The following is a 21,134-nucleotide window of genomic DNA, read 5'->3' as shown; positions in this document are numbered from 1 at the left end:
TTCATGTTCAAAACGACACAGCGTTACATCGGAAACAGGCTGGTCAGTGGCATGTGGGCTTTTACGATCGGCGACTTTAGAACGACGAAGCTGAAATATTTGTCGATGCCGACATCCATGTCGGTCAGGCGTTCCATGATGGTTTGGTATTCGCCAATACCGGCAGTCACGAATTTCAGCAGATAATCGTACCCGCCGGATACGAGGTGGCACTCGATCACATTGTCAACCTTCTCGATCGCGGCGAGAAACCGGGCAAAGTCTATCTGCCGGTGGTTTTTCAGTGTGATCTCCGTGAATACAGTGAGCGTCTGGCCAAGTTTGCCGACATTGATCTGCGCAGAATAGCCTCCGATATAACCCTCCGACTGCAGCTTTTTCACCCGCATCAGGCAGGGGCTCGGCGACAGAGCAACGAGCTCCGCAAGCTCGACGTTGGTGATGCGTCCGTTCTTTTGTAGTTCGTAGAGAATCTTGATGTCGATCCTGTCGAGCTTCATGCGGCACCTCTTCGGATTCTCTGCCTTGGCCAATCGCACAGCAGATTATGCTGCGAAACACATTGCGCCGAACCTAGCACAAAGGACGGGTGTGTCGATTTCATTCTGCCTCTTGCGCCGAAGCACAAAGGCCCGAGCACATTCGGCAAGACAGAATTTTCTGCTGCCATCGGCGATAGTCCGGCAACGCTACAGCGGAGAAACCGCTAGACTGCGTCCGAAACGGAGACCATGCCATGCCTGCACCGCTGAAATTTGTCGCTACCACTCCGGAGCTGCCCGCGGCTGCGGACGCGGTGATCATCGGTGGCGGCATCGTCGGCATCTTTGCAGCCTATTATTTGGCCAGGCGCGGGTTGAAGGTAGCGCTCGTTGAGAAAGGTCGGATCGGCGCGGAACAATCGAGCCGCAACTGGGGCTGGTGCCGCCAGCAAAACCGCGACGCTCGCGAACTGCCGATGGCAACAAAGAGCCTCGATCTATGGGAGAGGTTCGCAGGCGAAACGGGAGAGGACACAGGCTTTCGCCGCTGCGGGCTTTTCTATTTGAGCAACAGTGACGAGGAACTGGCGGGCTGGGCGCGGTGGCGCGACTTTGCCCGCACCGCCGGAGTCACCACCCATATGCTCGACGGTGTCGAAGCGACGGAGCGCGGCCGCGCGACTGGCAAGCCTTGGAAGGGTGGGGTCTTTTTCGCCGACCGACGGCACCGCGGATCCGGCGTCCGCAGCACCGGCCGTCGCGGCCGCGACCCTGAAGCTCGGAGGAACAGTCCACCAGTCCTGCGCCGCCCGCGGTATCGAGACCGAAGGGGGCCGCGTCTGCGGCGTTGTCACGGAACACGGCACCATTCGCACCAAAATCGCGGTGCTTGCCGGCGGTGCCTGGGCGTCCTCCTTCTGCCACCAGCTTGGCATCCGCTTTCCGCAGGCCTCTATCCGCTCTTCGATCCTTTCGGGGTCTCGCCCGGCGCCACTGGCCTGCCAGATGCGCTACATACGGCTGCCGTTTCGGTCACCCGTCGCGGCGACGGCGGCTATACCCTGGCAATCAGCGGCGGTGGTCGCGTCGATCTGACGCCGCAACAGCTCCGTTTCGCGCCCCATTTCCTGCCGATGTTCGTCCGGCGCTGGCGCAGCCTGGCGCCGGGTGGATTGCAGGGAATTCGCTCAGGGCATGAGACACTGGCACGCTGGCGGCTGGACGCGCCCACGCCGATGGAGCGCATGCGCATCCTCGATCCGGCAATCGATAAGCGGACCATTCGCACCACCCATTTGCGGGCACTGGAACTATTGCCTGCTTTGAAAAACACCAAGATCACTGCCGCCTGGGCAGGCTATGTCGACAGTACCCCCGATGGAGTACCGGGGATCGGCGAAATAGCGACCGTTCCCGGCTTCATCTTAGCCGCCGGCTTCAGCGGTCACGGTTTCGGCATCGGTCCCGGCGCAGGTCACCTGATTGCCGATATCGTGACCGGCGATGAGCCGATCGTCGACCCTCGACCCTACCATCCAGATCGCTTCTTAACATCTGCCTGGGGGAAAGTGGCCGATTTCTGAGCGGTGACGCATGGAAATCGGAGTCTGAGTTGAAGAACGAAACCATTTCGTACGACCGCGTTCAATGTCAAACCAGCTCCCCCCAAGATCATGAATACTGAGGGACGCATTCAGTCATCCGCCAGCAAAATCAATTTCCACACATCCACGGAGAACCCCATGAAGAACGCTCACAGGTTCTACATAGACGGTGAATGGGTCGAGCCCGAGACACTAAGGAAGCACGACGTCATTGATCCATCGACCGAGCAGGTGATCGGGACGATTGCGATCGGCAGCGCAGCGGACGCAGAAAGAGCGATCAAAGCCGCGCGCAATGCGTTTGCCGGCTTTTCTAGGACGACGAAGGATGATCGGCTGGCACTGCTGAAGCGGGTTCTTACAATCGTGAAGCGTCGCAAGGATGAGATCGGCGACATGATCTCGCGCGAGATGGGAGCGCCGCTCATCATGGCCCGGGCAGAACAGGCCGGCCTCGGCGCCGCCCATTTCGAGGAGACGATCCGCGCCTTCAAGACATTCGACTTTGAATACATGCAGGGCTCAACCCGAATCGTCCATGAACCGATTGGGGTCGTCGCAATGATCACGCCCTGGAACTGGCCAATCAACCAGATCGTCTGCAAGGTCGCGCCCGCACTCGCGACCGGTTGTACAATGGTGCTCAAGCCGTCTGAGATCGCTCCCTTCAACGCTGTCATTTTGGCCGAGATCATGCATGAGGCTGGCGTGCCAAAGGGCGTCTTCAACTTGGTTCAGGGTGACGGCCCGACGGTCGGCGCGGTGTTCGCCAGCCATCCGGACGTCGACATGGTGTCCTTCACTGGCTCAACGCGCGCCGGTATTGCCGTTGCGCTGGCAGCAGCGCCCACCGTTAAACGGGTACACCAGGAACTCGGCGGCAAATCACCGAATATCATATTGCGAAGCGCCGATCTTGCCGCCGCAGTCAAAGCCGGCGTTCGCCGGTGCTTTGCCAATTCTGGTCAGTCGTGCAACGCGCCGACACGGATGCTCGTACCTGTAGAGCGAATGGACGAAGCAAGCGCCGTCGCGGCGCGAGAAGCAGCAGCGCTCGTCGTGGGTCCTCCATCCGATCCTCGTACCGACATCGGACCGGTCGCAAGCGCTACCCAGTTCGAAAAAATCCAGGCGATGATAGAAATGGGTATCGCGGAAGGAGCGGAGCTAGCTGCCGGCGGTCCCGGTCGGCCATCGCATCTCAGTTCGGGTTACTATGTGCGCCCGACCGTGTTTTCGCGGGTGACCAATTCGATGACGATCGCGCGCGAGGAGATCTTCGGTCCGGTGCTCTCCATCATCGGCTACGAAACCGAAGACGATGCGGTGGCGATTGCTAATGACACGCCATATGGCCTCGCGTCCTTCATCCATGGCGCTCAGTCGGAAGCGCGGACGCTGGCACGCAGGTTGCGCACCGGCAGTGTTCGCCTCAACGGCCCGGCATGGGATGGTGCCGCCCCCTTCGGCGGTTACAAGCGGTCGGGCAACGGCCGTGAATACGGCAAGTTCGGGCTACATGAGTTCACTGAGATCAAGGGCATCGTCGGATATGCAGGCGACTGAACAATTTGATCCCTGCCGCCGCACTACGCGGTTCGGCTACCACCCCGGTCAGGTATCAACAGCCAAATATTCGCAATGATTGATTGCACATCCGATGAGATTGCGCTCAGCCGGAACTCGTCCGAGGATCTTTCGACCGCGATTTTCGGGATACCGCTCGCCAACAAGGGGCTATCGACGCAAAGCGGCCAAGATGCCTCCTGTTTTAGGCGGTGCGCCCTCAACAAGCGTTTTCACGGTTTGTCTCGCCTCCTCTGCATCCGGCCCTTCCTCCGCTAGGTGCCGTGCCAACGCACGTATCAATTCACGGTCCGATTCAAGTGTCGCGGCTGTCGAGTTCATCGCTGCTCTCCGACGCTGACATGAAGCGAGGTCGCGCATTCCATCGTCTGCAAACGAGATAGAGCATCCGGTTGCCGATACCGCGCTGAGCGCCAGCCAATTTAGGCCTTGATCTCGACGGTTTCGGGTTGCGGGCGCTTGGATACGTCGGGAACATTGCCCTTGAAGACGCGCCTGACACTGACAAATAGCAGCGGGATAAAAAATATCCCAATGACCGTTGCCGAGATCATACCGCCCATCACACCGATACCGATCGAGTTCTGGCTGCCCGATCCCGCCCCATTGGCAATGGCAAGTGGCAAAACCCCAAGAATAAAGGCCAAGGAGGTCATGAGGATCGGCCGCAGACGCTGCCGGGAGGCCTCAAGAGTGGCCGCGAAGAGATCCTTGCCCGTTTTTTGCTGGTCGATCGCAAACTCGACAATCAAAATCGCGTTCTTGGCTGCGAGGCCAATTGTCGTCAGCAATCCCACCTTGAAGTAGACGTCATTGGTCTGGCCGAACAAGATAGCGGCAAGCAAGGCCCCAAAGACACCGATAGGGACCGATAGCATGACGGCAACCGGGATCGACCAGCTCTCATACAATGCCGCCAGCGCCAGGAACACCACGAGAATGGAGATAGCGTACAACTGGGTCGCCTGGTTTCCTGAGAGGCGCTCCTGCGCCGACAGGCCAGTCCATTCGTGGCTGAAGCCTTCCGGTAACTGAGCCACCAGATCATCAATCTCGTTCATGGCATCGCCGGATGAGACACCTGTCGCTGACGCCCCCTGAATTTCCACCGCAGACGAACCGTTGTAGCGTTCTAGGCGCGGCGACCCAAACTTCCAGTGTCCACTTGCGAAGGCTGAGAATGGCACCATTTCGTCGTCGGAGTTCTTGACGTACCAACGATCGAAGTCCTCAGGCTGCATTCGAAACTCCTTGTCAGCCTGGACATAGACCTTCTTGACGCGCCCCCGGTCGATGAAATCATTGACATAATTGCCGCCCCAGGCCGTCGACAGTGTCGTATCGATATCGGAAAGATCGAGGTTAAGTGCACTCGCCTTTTCCTGATCTATGTCGACAGAATATTGCGGCGAATCTTCCTGCCCGTTTGGGCGCGTGCCGCTCAATTTGCTGCTCTTGCCAGCTGCGGCGAGCAGTTGGTTTCTGACGTCGATCAATTGCTGATGACCAGTTGCATTCATATCCTTGAGGTAAAAGTCGAAGCCCGCATTGTTGCCGAAGCCGGGTATGGCCGGAGGCGCCAAAGCGAACACGTTTCCGTCCCTGATCTTGGAAAAAGCCGCCATCGCGCGCCCTGCGACGGCTTGCGCCTTCGATTGGGGAGTACTCCGCTCGGAAAAATCCTTCAGCTTCACGAAGGCGATGCCGACATTTTGGCCTTGGCCACCAAAGCCAAATCCAACCACTGCCATGACACCGGTTACGTAGTCCTTTTCATCGTTGAGATAGTGGTCGGTAACCTGCTGCAACACCTTCTGCGTGCGATCCGCCGTGGCGCCGACCGGCAACTGAACGCTGGTGATGAGGATTCCTTGATCTTCCTCGGGCAGGAACGAACTCGGCAATCGTGTGAAGAGGTAACCGACGGAAGCAGCGATCAGGAGGAAAATGCAAAGGAAGACAGCGCTGCGCCGCAGCATGCCTCCAACGCCGCGTTGGTATGCTGTTGTGCCGCGCTCGAAGTTGCGGTTGAAAAACCCGAACACGCCGCGCTGTTTGGCGCCGTGCCTGGGTTTCCTCAGGACGGTGGCGCATAGCGCCGGGGTGAGGACCAGTGCGACGATCACGGAAAGCAGCATCGCCGACACGATGGTCACCGAGAACTGGCGGTAGATGATGCCGACGGAGCCTGAAAAAAATGCCATCGGAATAAACACGGCAGACAGGACAGTGGCGATACCAATCAATGCGCCAGTGATCTCGACCATGGACTTTATGGTCGCCTCCCTTGGCGAGAGATCCTCCTCCTCCATGACGCGCTCGACGTTTTCGACGACGACGATGGCGTCGTCAACGAGAAGCCCAATCGCAAGCACCATGCCGAACATCGTCAGCGTGTTGATCGAATAGCCGAAGTAGGCAAGGACCCCGAATGTGCCGAGAAGCACGACCGGTACGGCAAGTGTCGGAATGATCGTCGCCCGCAGATTTTGCAGAAAGACGAACATAACGAGGAAGACCAGCACGATGGCTTCGATGAGGGTCTTGACGACGTCTTCGATCGACAGCTTTACGAACGGCGTCGTGTCGTATGGGTAAACAACCTCGACGTTGGGCGGCAAGGTCCCCCGTAGGCTGTCGACCGTCGACTGAACGGCCTCAGCCGTGTCAATCGCATTTGCGCCGGAGGCCAGGTTGATAGCAAGACCGGCAGAGGGTTTGCCGTTGTAGGTACTAAAGCTGGAGTAGCTATCCGCTCCTATTTCCACGGTCGCGACATCATTGAGACGAACGAGCGAGCCGTTGCTGTCACTTTTGAGAATGATGTTTTGGAACTGCTCAGGCGTCTGGAGGCGGCTCTTGGCAGTAACCGTGGCGTTGAGTTGCTGGCCCTTGCGCTGCGGCAGTGCGCCGATCTGACCGGCGGCAACCTGCGTGTTTTGCGCTTCGATAGCAGAGGTGACGTTGCTGACCATCAGCGAGTACTTCGCGAGCATGTCAGGATCCACCCAGATGCGCATCGCGTATCCCGAGCCGAAAAGCTGCGTGTCGCCAACACCTTCAACCCGCTTCAACGTGTCATTCAGCGAGCTGTTGACATAGTCGGCGAGATCAGTTGACGTCAGCTTCCCGTCGGTTGAGACAAAACCAATGACCATCAGGAAGTTGGATGTGGATTTAGTGACCGTCAGCCCAGTGTTTTGAACGCTTTGTGGCAGCTGTGCCTGGACAAGCTGCAGCTTGTTTTGCACCTGCATCTGGGCCACGTCGGGATTTGCCGCACTGGTGAAGGTGAGCGATATCGACGCCTGACCAGTCGACTGGGATGTCGACGCCATATAGTCGAGATTGTCGATACCGGTCATACCCTGCTCGATGACCTTCGTTACCGAGTTTTCGACCGTTTGTGCGTCGGCGCCCGGATAATTTCCGGATATCCTTACCGTTGTTGGCGCGATCTGCGGATATTGAGAGATGGAAAGTGTTGTGATCGACAAAATGCCCGCGAGCATGATGACGATTGCGATGACCCAGGCAAACACCGGCCTGGCAATGAAGAACCGAGACACGTGATCACCTCACTTGGAAACAGGAGTGTTGGCCGCTTCCTTCACAGGAGCAGCGCTTGTGTCAGCCGCCTGATTGATCTGACCGGTCGCATCATCGATCACCACATCATCGACCTTGACATCTTGCCCGTCCCGGACACGCTGCAGACCTTCGACGATAACACGGTCGCCGTCAGTTATGCCTTCTGCAACGAGCCAGCTATTGCCGACGCTTCTTTGCACTGAGAGCGTCCGCCTCTGCACCTTTCCATCTGAAGACACAAACAAAGCGAGTGGCTGGCCCTTCGCATCACGTGTGACAGCTCGCTGAGGCACGAGAAAGCTATTGGGGGCTATCCCCTCTTCGATTGTTGCCCGGACATACATCCCGGGCAGAAGAAGTCGATCGGGATTTGGGAAGGTGGCACGCGCAGTCACGGTGCCTAGTGTCTGCGAAACAGCCGCTGTAGAGAATTCGAAGGTTCCAGGCAGGGGATACTTCGATCCATCTTCAAGCCTGAGGTTGACCGAGACGTTGTTGCCGACGATCTTTATTCTTCCCTCGGATATCGCTCGGCGGACCGCCAGTAGGTTTGCGCTGGATTGGGTGGCGTCGACGTTGATCGGATCGAGCTGATTTATCGTGGCGAGCGCCGTCGTCTGCTCAGCCGTCACCAAGGCGCCCACTGTAACCGATGATGCGTCGATGCGGCCCGAGATCGGCGCGCGGATTCTTGTGTAGTCGAGATTGATGCGGGCAGTCTCGAGCGCTGCCTTGGCCGAGGCGACATCGGCCCGCGCCTGCGCCAGTGTTGACAGCGCATCGTCGAGGTCCTGCTTGCTGACGACTGACTGGGAGGTCAGGCCCTGATATCGGTCTACCTTGGCCTGGGCACTGGGAACAGCACCCTCGGCTCTCTGCAGCCCCGCGACTGCACTGTCGAAGGCTGCCTGATAGGCGCTGGGATCGATCTCGTAGAGAACGTCTCCAGCGTTGACCTCGCTGCCTTCCCTGAAATTGCGGGCCCGGATAATGCCTCCGACCTGTGGGCGGACTTCGGCGATCAGCGACGCTGCGGTCCGGCCCGGGACCTCTGCCGTTATCGTCACGGATTGTGGATGTAGCGTGACCGCACTGACTTCCGGCTTTGCGTCGGCGCCTGCCTTCTTTTGGGCACTCTGTTCGTTGCAGGCAACGAGCGCCAAGCCAACAGCTGCCATCTGGGTGAATAAAAAAAGGCGCCTTCTTTGTGACAAAAGCATTGATGGCTCCTGAATGTGGCGCTGCTGCGGGCCAACGCACACGCTAAAGTTCTGGTGTAGTCTTGGGATCTTTCAAGAGGCCGATGTGTAACGACCACTGGCGATCCTTGTCTCCAGCGACATTTAATTCAAAAGTCGACCCGTGCCTCCCCGCCAAGTCATGCAGGGGCTCGACGGTCCGTTAGAGGTTGTCCGATCGCACACCGAGGCGCTCGATCGCTGGGGCGCCTGATCAAGCACAGCTGTGCGACCACAGCATCCCTGTGACGCCATAAGTGTGGTCGCATTGTATGGCGTGTGTCATCGTTGTATCCTGTGGCCTGACAAATGCGCAAACTACGCAGTGCATGGCCGGAGCCAAACTCCGGTCGCGTGTTTCAACCCGTGAACAATAGCCGCGGATCATGGAACTCATCGTCGCCATCGGATTGATCGTCGTCAAGGTCGCGTTGCTGATTGCGATGCTGCTACTGCTGCCCTTGCCTCTAACCTGGCTGGAACGCAAGATCGCCGGACACATGCAGCAACGGCTGGGGCCGATGCGGGTCGGGTGGCACGGGCTGCTGCAACCGATAGCGGACGGAATCAAGCTCTTGACCAAAGAGGACCACATCCCGGCCGAGGCTGATCGCTTCCTGTTCAAAGTGGCTCCCATCCTGGCGCTCGCTCCGCCCTTTGTCGTATTCGTCGCGATCCCCTTCGGCGAAACCGTCTCGGTCTTCGGCGCCGAGGTCACGCTCTACGTTTCCAACATGAATGTGGCGCTCCTTTTCGTCTTCGCAGTGATCGGGATCGAGGTGTATGGCGTTATCTTCGGCGGCTGGGCCGCTAACAGCAAATACGCTGTCCTGGGCAGCCTGAGGACCTGCGCGCAGATGATAAGCTACGAGATCCCAATGGGGTTTGCGGTGATCGGCGTGGTCATGTTGGCGCAATCCATGAGCCTGCTCGACATCGTGCGAGCGCAAGCCGATGTCTGGAACATCGTCTACCAACCGATCGGATTTTTCGTGTTCTTCGTCGCCGGACTGGCCGAGGCACAGCGCATTCCTTTCGACCTGGCGGAAGCGGAAGGCGATCTCGGCGCCGGGTTCCATACCGAATACAGTGGTATCCGGTTTGCGTTCTTTATGGTCAGCGAATATGCCATCGTCTTGCTGGTGTCGGTCCTCGTGGTGATCCTGTTCTTCGGCGGCTGGAACGGCGTACTGATCCCTTTGCCACCCCTCCTCTGGTTTCTGCTCAAGGTCGCGTTCTTCGTCTATTTGTTCATATGGTTCCGCTTCACTTTCCCTCGCTACCGCTACGACCAGCTGATGGCGATCGGATGGAAAGTCTTGCTTCCTTTGTCGATGGCGAACATAATCATAACTGGTCTTGTTTTCTTTTAGGGGCCCCAGCGGCTCCGTAGTGGGGCGCCGATGTCGCGCGCACGGGACAGCATTGGAACATGGATCGGCTGGACGTTCTTCGCCGATCTGGCCAGCGGCTTGGCTCTGACCTTCAGCTACATGTTCTCCAGATCCGTGACCATGCAATATCCGGACAAGGAAAAATGGTTGCCCTACCCCCGTTACCGCGGGCATCACTTTCTGACGCGCGACGAAGAGGGCGAGATCAAATGCGTGGCCTGCGAACTCTGCGCGCGAATTTGTCCCTGCGACTGCATCGAAGTCATCCCCTACGAGGACGAAAAGGGCAACCGTCACCCGGCAAAATTCGAGATCGACACAGCACGGTGTCTCTTCTGCGGCCTTTGCGAGGATGCCTGCCCGGCGGACGCGATCGCGCTTGGCCAGCAGTACGAATTCTCGAGTTTTTCCTCGCGTGACCTAGTGGTCGGACGTGACGATCTGCTCGGCAAGCCGGGCAAGGCCGCGACCGGCGGCGGCGTGATTGCCGCGCGCTTGAATACGAAGAAGGACGTGCTCGTCGAGACGAAAGAGACGCAGGGCTACAACTGGTGGCGGAATATCCGGCGAGCGTAAACGCGCACCAGCTGTCAGACCGAAGCGCGCAGACAGGAGGCTCAGATGTTTGTCGGCGAAATCATGAAGAACAAGGGTGTCGGTGTCATCGCGGTCACTCGCGATCAGACGATGGTGGAAGTCTTAAGGCTGTTTCGCGAGAACAATATCGGCTTTGTCGTCGTCGGCAAATCGAACGGCGAATACCTGGGTACGCTGTCGGAGCGGGATTGCTGCAATGCAGTGGCGGAATACGGGGCAGAGGCGGCGACGATGCGGGTCGTGGACATCATGAACCGCAATGTGGCGACCTGTTCGACACGGGATTTGCTGCCCGTCGCGATGGAGATCATGACTCAGCGGCGTACGCGTCATGTGCTGGTCATGGATGGGGACGACGTTGTCGGCGTGGTCAGCATCGGTGATGTGGTCAAACATAGGCTCGACGAAGCGCAGCTCACCGAGCAGGAGTTGCAGGATTACATCTGCGGGGCCAGATATCACTGACGAGACCCGCCAGGTCAGGGTGAGCGGCCGGCGGTGTCTTGGCCGAGGGTCTTGGCTTCCGCCCCGACTCCGGCAACAGGGGTGATCTCGACTGCCGCATGCGCCTTTTGAACCTCCACCGGACATGGATACTCGCCCCGCCGCATCAGGCTGTTGAGGCGAAGGGCTTTGTAGTTTTCGGGAATGAACACGAGCCCCCGAGGAAAGCGCCAGTCGACCTTGAGCTTCGCCGTCAGTTCGTGCTGGGCGGATCGCACGACCACCGGATCGCCATCCGAGAGGCCAAGTTGTGCGGCGTCCCACGCGCCCATCGCAACATAGGGGTCATCGGCGACCGTGTTCAGGATTTCCGAGCGCTCGGAAAGATATCCATTGTGGAACAGGCAGTTGCCAGTGACCAGCATGAGCCGATCGGTTGCAATGGGGACAGGCGGCGGGGCGAAGAACCTGCCAACCGGTGGCGCAAGAGCCGCCTTGGTGAATACTCCGTCGGCGCCAAGCCCATCCTGCGTCAGGCCCTCGTAAGCGGGAACCAGCCGGGCAATCTCGTCGAAAATCTCGGTTTGAACCGATGGCCGCAGCGCGTGGCTTTGAAGTGCTGCCACAAAATCGAAGATCGCCAGATTGCCTCGGGCCTCGGCGACCGGCTCACGGCACTTGCAGACCCTCTGGGTCCGGCCTTCGTTGTTGGTAAAAGTGCCCGATTCCTCGCCATAAGTCGCGGCGGGCAGCACCACGTCGGCCAGGCCTGCCGTATCCGTGAGGAACGCGTCCTGCACGATCAGGAGATCTGCGGCTCCAAGTGCGCGCTGCACGAACGCCCGGTCGGGATACGACATCAGGGGGTCGCTTCCGGCTATATAGAGTGCGCCCATCTGCCCCTGGTTGCAGAGGTCCAGCATGGCGTCGAAATCGGCGCCTGTTTCAGATGGGATCTCGGCGCTCCAGGCCCGCTCGAGAGCGGCGCGCGCCGCGCCATCGGCGACCGCGCCCAACCCCGGCAACGTCGACGGCAGAACCCCCATGTCCCAGGCGCCCATCTGGTTGGCACGGTCGAAGAGGAACTGCATCTTCGGGTCCTTGCCGAGCAGGCTGAGAACCTGCAAAAGGTTGTTAAGCTGCTGCAGGGCCGCGCGCGCGTGTTGAGACCGAAGGACTTCGACGCTCACAAGCACGGTGACGCGCCGGCCCCCCAGAAGCGCCGTGGCCAGAGGGTCCTGTTCCTCACCATGGGTGGACGCGGGTTGCCAGCCGGTTGTCGCAACGATGTCGGCAAGAACGTCGTCCGGCAGGTCCTGACCGGCCGCCGCCACGACAGAGGCCACCACCGCGGCAAGGCTCGCGGCCTCACCGCCCGGCAGAACGCGAACGACCGCCCGCGCATCGGCGTCCAGGCGGGACGGCCGCGCCGAAAGCATGAGCAATCCGGTCTGCCGCCGGTGTGCACCATCGCGCAGGAGGTACTCGGTGACCGGGTTCTCCTCCGTCACGTTGCCGCCGACGACGAGCACGCAGGCATCGCCGATCACCTCTTGAAGCGGGGCGCGGGTGTAAAAGCCCGCCACCAGCGGACCCAATGTCTCGACGGGCGTTGACCAGCGCGACGAGCAGTCAATATTGTTTGTCCGGAACACCGTGCGCATCAGCTTCTGGAACTGATAAAGCACCTCGTTGGGAAGACGCGGCGAGGCAAGCCCGCCCGCAGCCTTTTTCTCGACGCCCGACAGTCGCCGACGCAGGTAGGTGCCCGCTTCGTCCCAAGAAACCGCAACGAGGGCGCCATCTCGGCGGACCATCGGCCGCTTAATCCGGTCCAGGCTTGCGACGAAATCGAGTCCGAAGCGCCCCCGCACGCAGAGCGTTTCGCGGTTGAGCCCCTCGTCCCACTTCGAGCGGACCCGCATGAACTCGCCCTTGCGGGTGCCGACCGTCAGCTGGCAGCCGGTGCCGCAATGTGGGCACACCGTGTCGGTCTCGTCGAGATCCCAGGGTCGCGCCTTGTAGCGATAAGGGAAGCTCATTAGCGCGCCGACCGGACAGACCTCGACGCAATTGCCGCATTGGTCGCAACTCGCAAGACTGCCCTCGAAGCCGGTCACGGCGGTATCCATACCTTTTTCGATCGTGCCCAAGGCGACCGCGCCGACCACCTCCTCGCACATCCGCACGCAGCGTTGGCACTGGATACAGCGGTTGACGTTCATGATGATGACCGGGCTGAGGCGGATGTCCTGGGAGTGGAACACACGTTTGGCATCACGGAACCGGCTTTCGCGCGGCCCGTAAGCCATCACCTGGTTCTGAAGCTCGCACTCGCCGCCTTTATCGCATATCGGGCAGTCGAGCGGGTGGTTGGCGAGCAGCATGTCGAGCATGGACGAGCGCGTTTCCTCGATCAGCGGCGTATTTGTCCGCACCACCATGCCGTCCGTAACCATTGTGGCACAGGACGGCTGCAACCGCCGCTGCCCTTCGATCTCCACCAGACACATGCGGCACGAGGCGAGCGCTGGCAGCCGCTTCATGTAACAGAACGTCGGGATGTCGATGCCCAAACGCTCGGCGGCCTGCAGCACCGTAGAGCCAGCTTCCACTTCCAGCGTTTGTTCATCGATCGTGATGCTAATCATGGCCTCCTCGCGATCTTCTTCTCGCGCACCTCAATGAAACGGGCACCTCCGCTCTTCGATATGGGCGACGAATTCATCCTCGAAATGCTTCAGTGCCGCGCGCAGCCCCATAGCCGCGCCGTCGCCAAGAGCGCAGAACGTATTGCCGAAAATGCCCTTGCAGAGCGCCTGCAGCTGTTCCAGATCGCCCGGCGCGCCCTGCCCCGACTCGACCCGGCGGAGCACTTTCACGACCCAGTTCAGCCCTTCGCGGCAAGGCGTGCATTTGCCGCAGGACTCGTGGTGGAAGAACTCGATGATCCGGGTGGCCACCTTGACCATGCAGGTCGAGTCGTCGATCACGATCACCCCGGCCGAACCGAGCATCGAGCCGGCGGCGGAAAGCGAATCGAAGTCCATCCCAACGTCCAGCCCGGACGCCGCGATCACCGGCGCCGAGACCCCGCCGGGGATCACGGCCTTGATCTTGCGCCCCGGCAGCGGCCCGCCGCCATGGTTTTCGACCAGTTCGCGCAGCGGTATACCCATTGGCAGCTCGTAAAGGCCAGGTTTTCGCACCTGCCCGCTGAGGCAGTAGAGTTTCGGACCAGGGCTCTTGTTCGGGCCGATGCCGCGAAACCAGTCCGCGCCCCGCATCACAATATGCGGAACGCAAGCGAGCGTCTCAACGTTGTTGATCACCGTCGGGCTGGCGTAGAGCCCTTCGACAGCCGGGAACGGCGGCTTCAGGCGCGGCTGCGCCCGTTTGCCTTCGAGCGATTCGAGCATTGCAGTCTCCTCGCCGCAGATATAGGCACCCGCACCGCAGTGAATGTGTACGGCGAAATTGAAATCCGAGCCCAGAACGCCCGTTCCGAGAAAACCCCTTTCGAGAGCCTCGGCGATCGCCTGGTTTAGGCGACGAATCGCCGTCACATATTCTCCGCGGATATAAACATAGGCAGTTTCGGCCCCAATCGCGTAGGCGCTGACCGCCAGCCCTTCGATGAGCTGGTGCGGGTCGCGCTCCATGAGGATCCGGTCCTTGAAGGTGCCCGGCTCGCCCTCATCGGCGTTGCAGCACAGATATTTGGGCCTGTCGGCCCGCTTCGGCACGAAACTCCATTTCATGCCCGTCGGAAATCCCGCACCGCCGCGACCGCGCAGGTTGGACTGTTTGACCAGATCGACGACCGCATCTGGTGTGTACTCGCGCAGCACCTTTCGCAGCGCCTGATAGCCGCCGCCGGCCTCATAGGTCGACAGCAAATGGCCATCCGGCACGTCTACATTTTTGAGAAGAACCGGCTCGAACATGGCGCTATTCTCCCGGCGGTCGCGTCGAGGCGTCGTCGACAACGCTCTTGACCCGCCCCGCCGTCGCCCGGAGATCGTCCAGGAGTGCGTCTATCCGCGCGACATCAAGGTCGCCGTGGTAATCGTCGCCGACCTGCATCACCGGAGCCATTTCGCAGGCACCGAGGCACTCGACGGTCGAAAGCGTGAACAGCCCGTCCGGGGTGGTATCGCCCTTCTTAATCCGAAGCGCCGTTTCCAGATGCTCCAGCAGATCCTCGGATCCGCACAGCATGCAGGAAACATTGTCACAGAGTTGCAGGTGGAATAGGCCCACCGGCTCTGTATGGAAGAGTGTGTAGAAGGTCGCCAGCTCGTAAACCCAGATCCGCTCAACGCCGAGAATGTCGGCGACCTCTTCGAGCACCGGGCCGGGCAGATGGCCATGCTCCCCCTGGGCAATCATGAGCGCGGGCATGATTGCCGAGCGCTGGTCCGGATAGCGTGCCGCGGCCTCTTCGATCTTTTGACGCATAGTCATCGCATCCAATTCCCTTGTTACTTATCCACCTCCGCCATCACCGGGTCGAGGCTGCCGAGCACGGCGATCATGTCCGCAAGGTAGCGCGCGTTGGTGACGCCGAAGAGGCCCTGAAGGTTGACGAAAGACGGTGCTCGCACCTTCATGCGGAACGGTTTCGGCGACCCGTCGCTAATGATGTAGAACCCCAGTTCACCCTTTGGCGCCTCGATCGCCGAGTAGACCTCGCCCTTGGGTACCTTGAAGCCATAGGCCGACAGGTCGAAATGCTGGATCAGAGCTTCCATCGAGCAATGCACACGCTCCTTGTCCACCGGGAACGCGATCGTCGGCATGTCGATCTGGAATGGTCCCTCGGGCATCTGGTCGATGCATTGTTCGATAATTCCGATGCTTTCACGCATCTCGTCGACACGGCAGCGCCAGCGCGCGTAGCAATCGCCCTCTTTGCGCGTGATGACATTGAAATCGAGTCGGTCGTAAATTTCGTAGGGTTCGTCGCGGCGGATATCCCAGTCGACCCCGGAGGCACGCAGGTTCGGGCCGCTGAGACCCAGATCGACAGCGTCTTCGCCGGAGATCACGCCGATCCCCTTCGTGCGGTTGAGGAACACCCTGTTATCTTCGAGCAATCGCTCATAGTCGCGGATCCGGTTCGGGAAGATGTCGCAGAACTCTCTGATCTTGGGAAGGAAACCGTCAGGCAGGTCCTCGCGTACGCCACCAACCCTGCAGAAGGACGTGTGCATTCTTGCACCGCTGATCATTTCCAGCAGGTCCATGATCATTTCGCGCTCGCGCATGACGTAAAGCAGCGCGGTCATTGCACCCAGATCCATCGGCAGCGCACCGGTGATCAGGAGATGACCGGAGATCCGCGCCAGCTCCGCCATCATCACGCGTATATACTTGGCCCGAACTGGTGCTTCTATGCCGAGGAGTTTCTCGACCGCCAGCGCGAAAGCAAGGTTGTTTGACGGCGGGCAGAGATAGTCGAGCCGGTCGGTAAGTGGGAATATCTGCGTGTAGGTGAAACTCTCTGCCAGCTTTTCGGTGCCCCGATGGAGGTAGCCGATATGCGGGTCCACGCGCTCGACGTACTCACCGTCCAGTTCGAGGACGAGCCGAAGAACCCCATGCGTACTGGGGTGCTGCGGGCCGAGGTTGAGAAGCACTTCCCTGGTAGTGAGCGCTTCGCCGTCCGGCCTGCTGAGCTCTGTGACTTCGGTCATCTCAATTTTCCGGCGTAGAACGGCCTCCTTGCGGAATGTCCCTGGTGGCGAGGTCGGGCTGTGTTGGCGGCGGACCTTCGGCCCCGAAGGGGTTCAGCTTATCCTTATAGCCTCTTAGGGGGAAATCCTTGCGCTGGGGAAAGCCCTCGAAGCCTTCCCACATGTAGATCCGGCGCAGATCGGGATGCCCCTCGAACCTGATGCCATACATGTCCCAGGCCTCGCGCTCATGCCAGTTGGCAGTGCGCCAGACCCCCGTCACCGAAGGGACATGCGGCGGATCGCTAAGCGGGCACTTGATGCGAACCCGCCACTTGTTGGGTAGTGAATAGAGGTGATACACCGCCTCGAACCGCGGCGTGTCGGGATAATGGTCAACCCCGCAGATGTCCGAAAGAAAGTTGAACTGCAGCGCCTCATGGTCTTTCAGAAACCGGCAGAACTCGACGATCTTCTCAGGCGGCACTGCAAAGACGTCAACGCCGTGCGCAGCGCCGAGATCCTCGATCGTTCCCTCGAAGTGCTCCATGATCAGAGCGCGATTGAGAGGCAACGCCACGCTCATGAGGTTGCAACCCGATCCAGAGGCGTCCCGGCCAGCGCGCGGGACCTCTTGATCTTCTCCTGAAGCAGCAGGAAGCCGTGCATCAGTGCCTCGGGCCGTGGCGGACAGCCGGGCACATGCACGTCGACGGGCACGAAGGTTTCTGACCCCTGCACTACGGCATAGGTGTTGTAGACCCCGCCCGAGATCGCACACGTGCCCATTGCGATCACCCAGCGCGGCTCCGGCATCTGGTCATAGAGCCGGCGCACGACGGGCGCGAACTTCCGGGTCACGGTGCCGGCGATAATCATCACATCGGACTGGCGCGGCGAAGGCCGGAACACCACGCCGAACCGGTCGAGATCATAGCGCGCACATCCCGCCGAGATCATCTCGATGGCGCAACAGGCAATGCCAAAGGTCTCGGGCCACAGCGCCGACTGCCGGCTCCAGCTGATGACACTGTCGGCCGTGGTAAACAGCACGCTGTCGCGGATCGCATTGTTTACGCCTCCCATTCCAACGCTCCCTTCAGCCAAGCGTAGGCGAAACCGACAATAAGCAGCAACATGAAGACGAACATCTCGACATAACCAACCAGCCCGATGTCTTTCAGGACGACAGCCCAGGGAAAGAGAAACATGGTCTCGACATCAAAGACCACCAACAGGATCGCGAGCATAAAGAACTGCACCCTAAAACGGCCCCCGGCGGCCTCGCCAGCCGGGTCCATGCCGCATTCATAGGGCATGTTCTTCGCGGGATAGGGATTGGACGGACGCAGCAGCGAGGAGACGAACAGCGTTGCTCCCGTCACCAGAACAATCCCGGCGACCATGAAAAGAACCGGCAGGAATTCCATTGCAGCCATAGTCATATCGCATTGCCCCGGTCACCCACCAAGAGCTTGTTCAGGCCGCCGCCGAGCCCATTGGGAACCGGTAGTGCGGTCGCCTCGGGAAGCGACTTTGGCAATCCTTTCTTGCATTGTCAGTGTATTCCGTCGGGTGGTTCATTGCAAATTCAATAGATCAGCCGCCAAGCACCGCATGCTGAGCAAACCTCAGAAACCACGCCGGAAATAGGCCGATGCCGATAGTGCCGGCGGCGGTAAAGGCGAGCGTGGCGCGGACCAAGGGTGTCAGCGCGGGGTCGAACGCCCTGTTTGGCTCGCGCATGTAGATCACCATGGCGATGCGGATGTAAAAATAGGCGGCGACGACACTCAGCAGCACTGCGATCACCGCCAGCATGACGAAACCCCGCTCGACGAGCGCCACAAGCACGTAGAACTTGGCGAAGAACCCGGCCGTCGGCGGAATGCCGGCCAGCGAGAACAGATAGAGCAGCATCAAAAGCGCCAGCCCCGGATGCGACTTTGCGAGACCCGCGTAGTCTTCGATGACCTCGCCCGAGAAATCACCATTCCGCATCATGATGATGGTGCCGAAAATGCCGAGATTCATCAAAGAGTAGATCAGCAGGTAAAGCATCACGCTGGCGATCCCGTCAGCACCGCCGGCAACCACGCCGAAAAGGGCAAACCCGGCATGGGCAATGCTGGAATAAGCCAGGAGGCGCTTAAAATTATCTTGCACCAGCGCCACGAAACTGCCAAGCGCCATCGTCGCGACCGCAATTGCCGCAACGATGATCCAGACATCCGAGGCTGCGACCATCGGGTTGAGGAATACCCGCAGGATCACCGCGAAGCCCGCCGCCTTGGGACCGACAGACATGAAGGCGGTGATGGTGGTCGGCGCGCCTTCATAAGCGTCCGGCAGCCACATGTGGAACGGCACCGCGCCGACCTTGAAGACCAGCCCCGCGACGATGAAGACCACCGCCAGCAACAATCCAGGATCGAGCGGATCACCGGTCACCGCCGCAGCCATCCCGTCCAATTGCGTCGTGCCGGTGAGCCCGTAGACCAATGAAACGCCGTAAAGGAAAATCCCGGTCGAGACCGAGCCAAGGATCACGTATTTCAGCGCCGCTTCGTTCGACCGCCGCTCCTGCCGCAAGAAGCCGGTCAGCACATAGGTGCAGAGCACCGTCAGTTCCAGGCCCACATAGATCGACAGGAGGTCGGTCGCCGAGGCCATGATCATCATTCCCGAAAGCGCAAAGAGCAGCAGGACGTAGTATTCGCTGTGCCCAATCCCTTCGATGTCGGCGTATTTTTGCGAAAGGAGGAGCGTCAGAACTGTGGCCAGATAGAAAACGAACTTGAAGAAGACCGAGAAGCGGTCGGTGACGAACATGCCCGCGTAGGCTGGCCGCACCTCGCCCGACAGCATGATTGTCCCCAGGGCGGCAATCAGCACGACCGAGACGGTCGCCCAGACAAGGAATTGTTCCTGCCCCTTCCGTACAAACTGTCCCAGGATCAGAAGGATGCAGGCCCCGGTGACCACGACGATCTCGGGCAGGCTCGCGAGTATCGACTGGAAAAGCGCGGCGGTGGTCATTGGCCGCTCCCCTTGCCGTGCACCTGCACCATGAGATGCTGCACCGAGGCGTCGATGATGCCAAGAAAGGGTTTCGGATAGAGTCCGACCCAAAGGACGAAGAGTGCCAGCGGCAGGATCGCAACCATCTCGCGAGCGTTGACGTCGCTTATGTTGAACCGGGCGTTGACGCGGTCCGGACCGAGCGCAACTTTCCCATACATGCCAAGCAGATAGGCCGCGCCCAGTAAAGCGCCCAAGACGGCGGCTGTGCCGACCATCAGGTTGGCCGCAAACCCGCCCGATAGCACGAGCAATTCTCCCACGAACGAGTTCGTTCCCGGCAGTGCCATCGATGACAGGGTGAACAGCGCAAGAAACGCGGTATAGACCGGCGCCGCCTTCATCAACCCGCCATAATCCGCCATGCTGCGCGTATGTGTCCGCTCGTAGATCAGGCCAACGAACAGGAACAAGGCGCCCGTCGTTACGCCGTGATTGAACATTTGCAGGATGGCGCCTTCGAGCCCGCGCAGGTTCAACGCGAAAATCCCCAGCGTCACGAAGCCCATGTGGCTGATACTGGAATAGGCCACCAGCTTCTTCAGGTCGTCCTGCGCCAGCGCAAGCAACCCGCCATAGACGATCGCAAGCGCTGAAAGAGCCAGCATCAGCGTCGAATAATAGACCGACGCCTGCGGCAGCATTGGCAAGGAAAACCGCAAGAATCCGTAGGCACCCATCTTCAGGAGCACTCCGGCGAGTATGATGCTGCCCGCTGTCGGCGCCTGCACATGGGCGTCCGGCAGCCAGGTGTGGACCGGGACCATCGGCACCTTGACCGCGAAGGCGACCAGGAAGGCGAAAAACAGCCACGACTGGATCCGGAACGGCAAATCTTGCGCTGTCAGGGCGAGGATGTCGAAGGTCTCGCCGCCGTTGAAATAGAGCACGATGACACCGATCAGGAAGAGGACGCTGCCCGCAAGCGTGTAGAGGAAGAACTTAAACGCCGCATAGACCCGGCCCTCGCCACCCCAGACGCCGATGATCAGGTACATCGGGATCAGCATCGCCTCCCAAAAGACGTAGAACAAGAACAGGTCGAGCGCGCAGAATACCCCCAGCATCAGCGCCTGCATGACCAGCAGACTGACCATGAACTCCTTCACCTTGCGATCGATCGCGACCCACGAGGCGAGCACGCAGATCGAGCCCAACAGCGCGGTTAGGAACACGAAGAGCGCGCTGATCCCATCAACGCCAAGCGCATACGTGATTCCGAGCGCGGGCACCCACGGGTGCGTCTCGGTGAACTGCATCACGTGGGTCGTGGTGTCAAAGCTCGTCAGCATGGCGATGCCAAGAGCAAGGTCGAGGAGGGTGGCGCCCAGCGCTGTCCATCGAACGGCATTGTCGCTGCGCAGAAACATCAGAACCGTTGCCCCGACGGCGGGGGTGAATACGATGAGGCTGAGGAGCGGCAACCCCATGGACACCC

The 21,134-nt window shown here is 60.0% G+C and carries 16 protein-coding genes and 1 pseudogene; 5 read left to right on the top strand and 12 right to left on the bottom strand.

Annotated elements, in window-relative coordinates; all coding sequences use genetic code 11:
• Positions 1 to 23: 23 nt before the first annotated feature.
• Positions 24 to 500 (bottom strand): Lrp/AsnC family transcriptional regulator, encoded by a 477-nt coding sequence (locus BSG20_RS19000; RefSeq protein ID WP_024315500.1) that lies wholly within the window; start codon positions 498 to 500, stop codon positions 24 to 26.
• Between the two features lie 236 nt (positions 501 to 736).
• Between BSG20_RS19000 and BSG20_RS18995 the strand changes: the two are divergent.
• Together BSG20_RS18995 and BSG20_RS18990 are read left to right on the top strand one after the other, a co-directional pair.
• Positions 737 to 2,065, top strand: a pseudogene (locus tag BSG20_RS18995) (NAD(P)/FAD-dependent oxidoreductase).
• 159 nt (positions 2,066 to 2,224) lie between these two features.
• Positions 2,225 to 3,652, top strand: coding sequence for an aldehyde dehydrogenase family protein (locus BSG20_RS18990; protein WP_072377111.1), 1,428 nt, complete (start codon positions 2,225 to 2,227; stop codon positions 3,650 to 3,652).
• 443 nt (positions 3,653 to 4,095) lie between these two features.
• On the opposite strand, the gene BSG20_RS18985 is transcribed toward BSG20_RS18990, so the two are convergent.
• Both BSG20_RS18985 and BSG20_RS18980 read right to left on the bottom strand, forming a co-directional pair.
• Entirely contained in the window at positions 4,096 to 7,242 is a 3,147-nt protein-coding gene (locus tag BSG20_RS18985; protein ID WP_072377110.1) for an efflux RND transporter permease subunit, read from the bottom strand.
• Between the two features lie 9 nt (positions 7,243 to 7,251).
• Entirely contained in the window at positions 7,252 to 8,484 is a 1,233-nt protein-coding gene (locus tag BSG20_RS18980; protein ID WP_072377109.1) for an efflux RND transporter periplasmic adaptor subunit, read from the bottom strand.
• A gap of 404 nt (positions 8,485 to 8,888) precedes the next feature.
• Between BSG20_RS18980 and nuoH the strand changes: the two genes are divergently transcribed.
• From nuoH to BSG20_RS18965, 3 genes are read left to right on the top strand one after another with little or no spacing between them, the layout of a single operon-like run.
• Complete coding sequence (nuoH, locus tag BSG20_RS18975; RefSeq protein WP_072377108.1) at positions 8,889 to 9,875, top strand: NADH-quinone oxidoreductase subunit NuoH; 987 nt, start codon at positions 8,889 to 8,891, stop codon at positions 9,873 to 9,875.
• A 30-nt stretch (positions 9,876 to 9,905) separates the two neighbouring features.
• The gene (locus tag BSG20_RS18970) at positions 9,906 to 10,472 is read left to right on the top strand and encodes an NADH-quinone oxidoreductase subunit I (protein WP_072377106.1); all 567 of its coding nucleotides are present in this window, start codon (positions 9,906 to 9,908) and stop codon (positions 10,470 to 10,472) included.
• A 45-nt stretch (positions 10,473 to 10,517) separates the two neighbouring features.
• Positions 10,518 to 10,958, top strand: a complete 441-nt coding sequence (locus BSG20_RS18965) for a CBS domain-containing protein (RefSeq protein ID WP_072377104.1) — start codon at positions 10,518 to 10,520, stop codon at positions 10,956 to 10,958.
• Between the two features lie 14 nt (positions 10,959 to 10,972).
• Here the strand turns inward: BSG20_RS18965 and nuoG are convergent, their stop codons facing one another.
• From nuoG to BSG20_RS18920, 9 genes are all read right to left on the bottom strand, one after another.
• Positions 10,973 to 13,588, bottom strand: coding sequence for an NADH-quinone oxidoreductase subunit NuoG (gene nuoG / locus BSG20_RS18960; protein ID WP_072377102.1), 2,616 nt, complete (start codon positions 13,586 to 13,588; stop codon positions 10,973 to 10,975).
• A gap of 30 nt (positions 13,589 to 13,618) precedes the next feature.
• The gene (gene nuoF, locus BSG20_RS18955; RefSeq protein ID WP_072377100.1) at positions 13,619 to 14,884 is read right to left on the bottom strand and encodes an NADH-quinone oxidoreductase subunit NuoF; all 1,266 of its coding nucleotides are present in this window, start codon (positions 14,882 to 14,884) and stop codon (positions 13,619 to 13,621) included.
• A gap of 4 nt (positions 14,885 to 14,888) precedes the next feature.
• The gene (nuoE, locus tag BSG20_RS18950) at positions 14,889 to 15,404 is read right to left on the bottom strand and encodes an NADH-quinone oxidoreductase subunit NuoE (protein WP_072377098.1); all 516 of its coding nucleotides are present in this window, start codon (positions 15,402 to 15,404) and stop codon (positions 14,889 to 14,891) included.
• Positions 15,405 to 15,421: 17 nt separating this feature from the next.
• A complete protein-coding gene (gene nuoD, locus BSG20_RS18945) occupies positions 15,422 to 16,636 on the bottom strand; it encodes an NADH dehydrogenase (quinone) subunit D (protein WP_072377096.1) in 1,215 nt (404 codons plus the stop codon).
• Position 16,637: 1 nt separating this feature from the next.
• A complete protein-coding gene (locus BSG20_RS18940) occupies positions 16,638 to 17,201 on the bottom strand; it encodes an NADH-quinone oxidoreductase subunit C (protein WP_072377094.1) in 564 nt (187 codons plus the stop codon).
• Positions 17,198 to 17,701 carry a NuoB/complex I 20 kDa subunit family protein gene (locus BSG20_RS18935; RefSeq protein WP_072377092.1) on the bottom strand — a complete coding sequence of 168 codons (504 nt, stop codon included), beginning with the start codon at positions 17,699 to 17,701 and terminating at the stop codon, positions 17,198 to 17,200. The genes BSG20_RS18940 and BSG20_RS18935 overlap by 4 nt, the downstream gene beginning before the upstream one ends.
• On the bottom strand, positions 17,689 to 18,054 hold the full coding sequence (locus BSG20_RS18930; protein WP_037122554.1) for an NADH-quinone oxidoreductase subunit A: 366 nt from the start codon (positions 18,052 to 18,054) through the stop codon (positions 17,689 to 17,691). The genes BSG20_RS18935 and BSG20_RS18930 overlap by 13 nt, the downstream gene beginning before the upstream one ends.
• 160 nt (positions 18,055 to 18,214) lie before the next feature.
• Entirely contained in the window at positions 18,215 to 19,654 is a 1,440-nt protein-coding gene (locus BSG20_RS18925; protein WP_072377090.1) for an NADH-quinone oxidoreductase subunit N, read from the bottom strand.
• Positions 19,651 to 21,126, bottom strand: a complete 1,476-nt coding sequence (locus tag BSG20_RS18920; RefSeq protein WP_072377088.1) for an NADH-quinone oxidoreductase subunit M — start codon at positions 21,124 to 21,126, stop codon at positions 19,651 to 19,653. Before BSG20_RS18920 ends, BSG20_RS18925 begins: the two co-directional genes overlap by 4 nt.
• Positions 21,127 to 21,134 lie beyond the last annotated feature (8 nt).

The organism is Rhizobium tibeticum, assembly GCF_900110205.1.
Classification (GTDB): domain Bacteria; phylum Pseudomonadota; class Alphaproteobacteria; order Rhizobiales; family Rhizobiaceae; genus Rhizobium; species Rhizobium tibeticum.
This window is presented reverse-complemented; position numbering and strand designations above follow the sequence as displayed.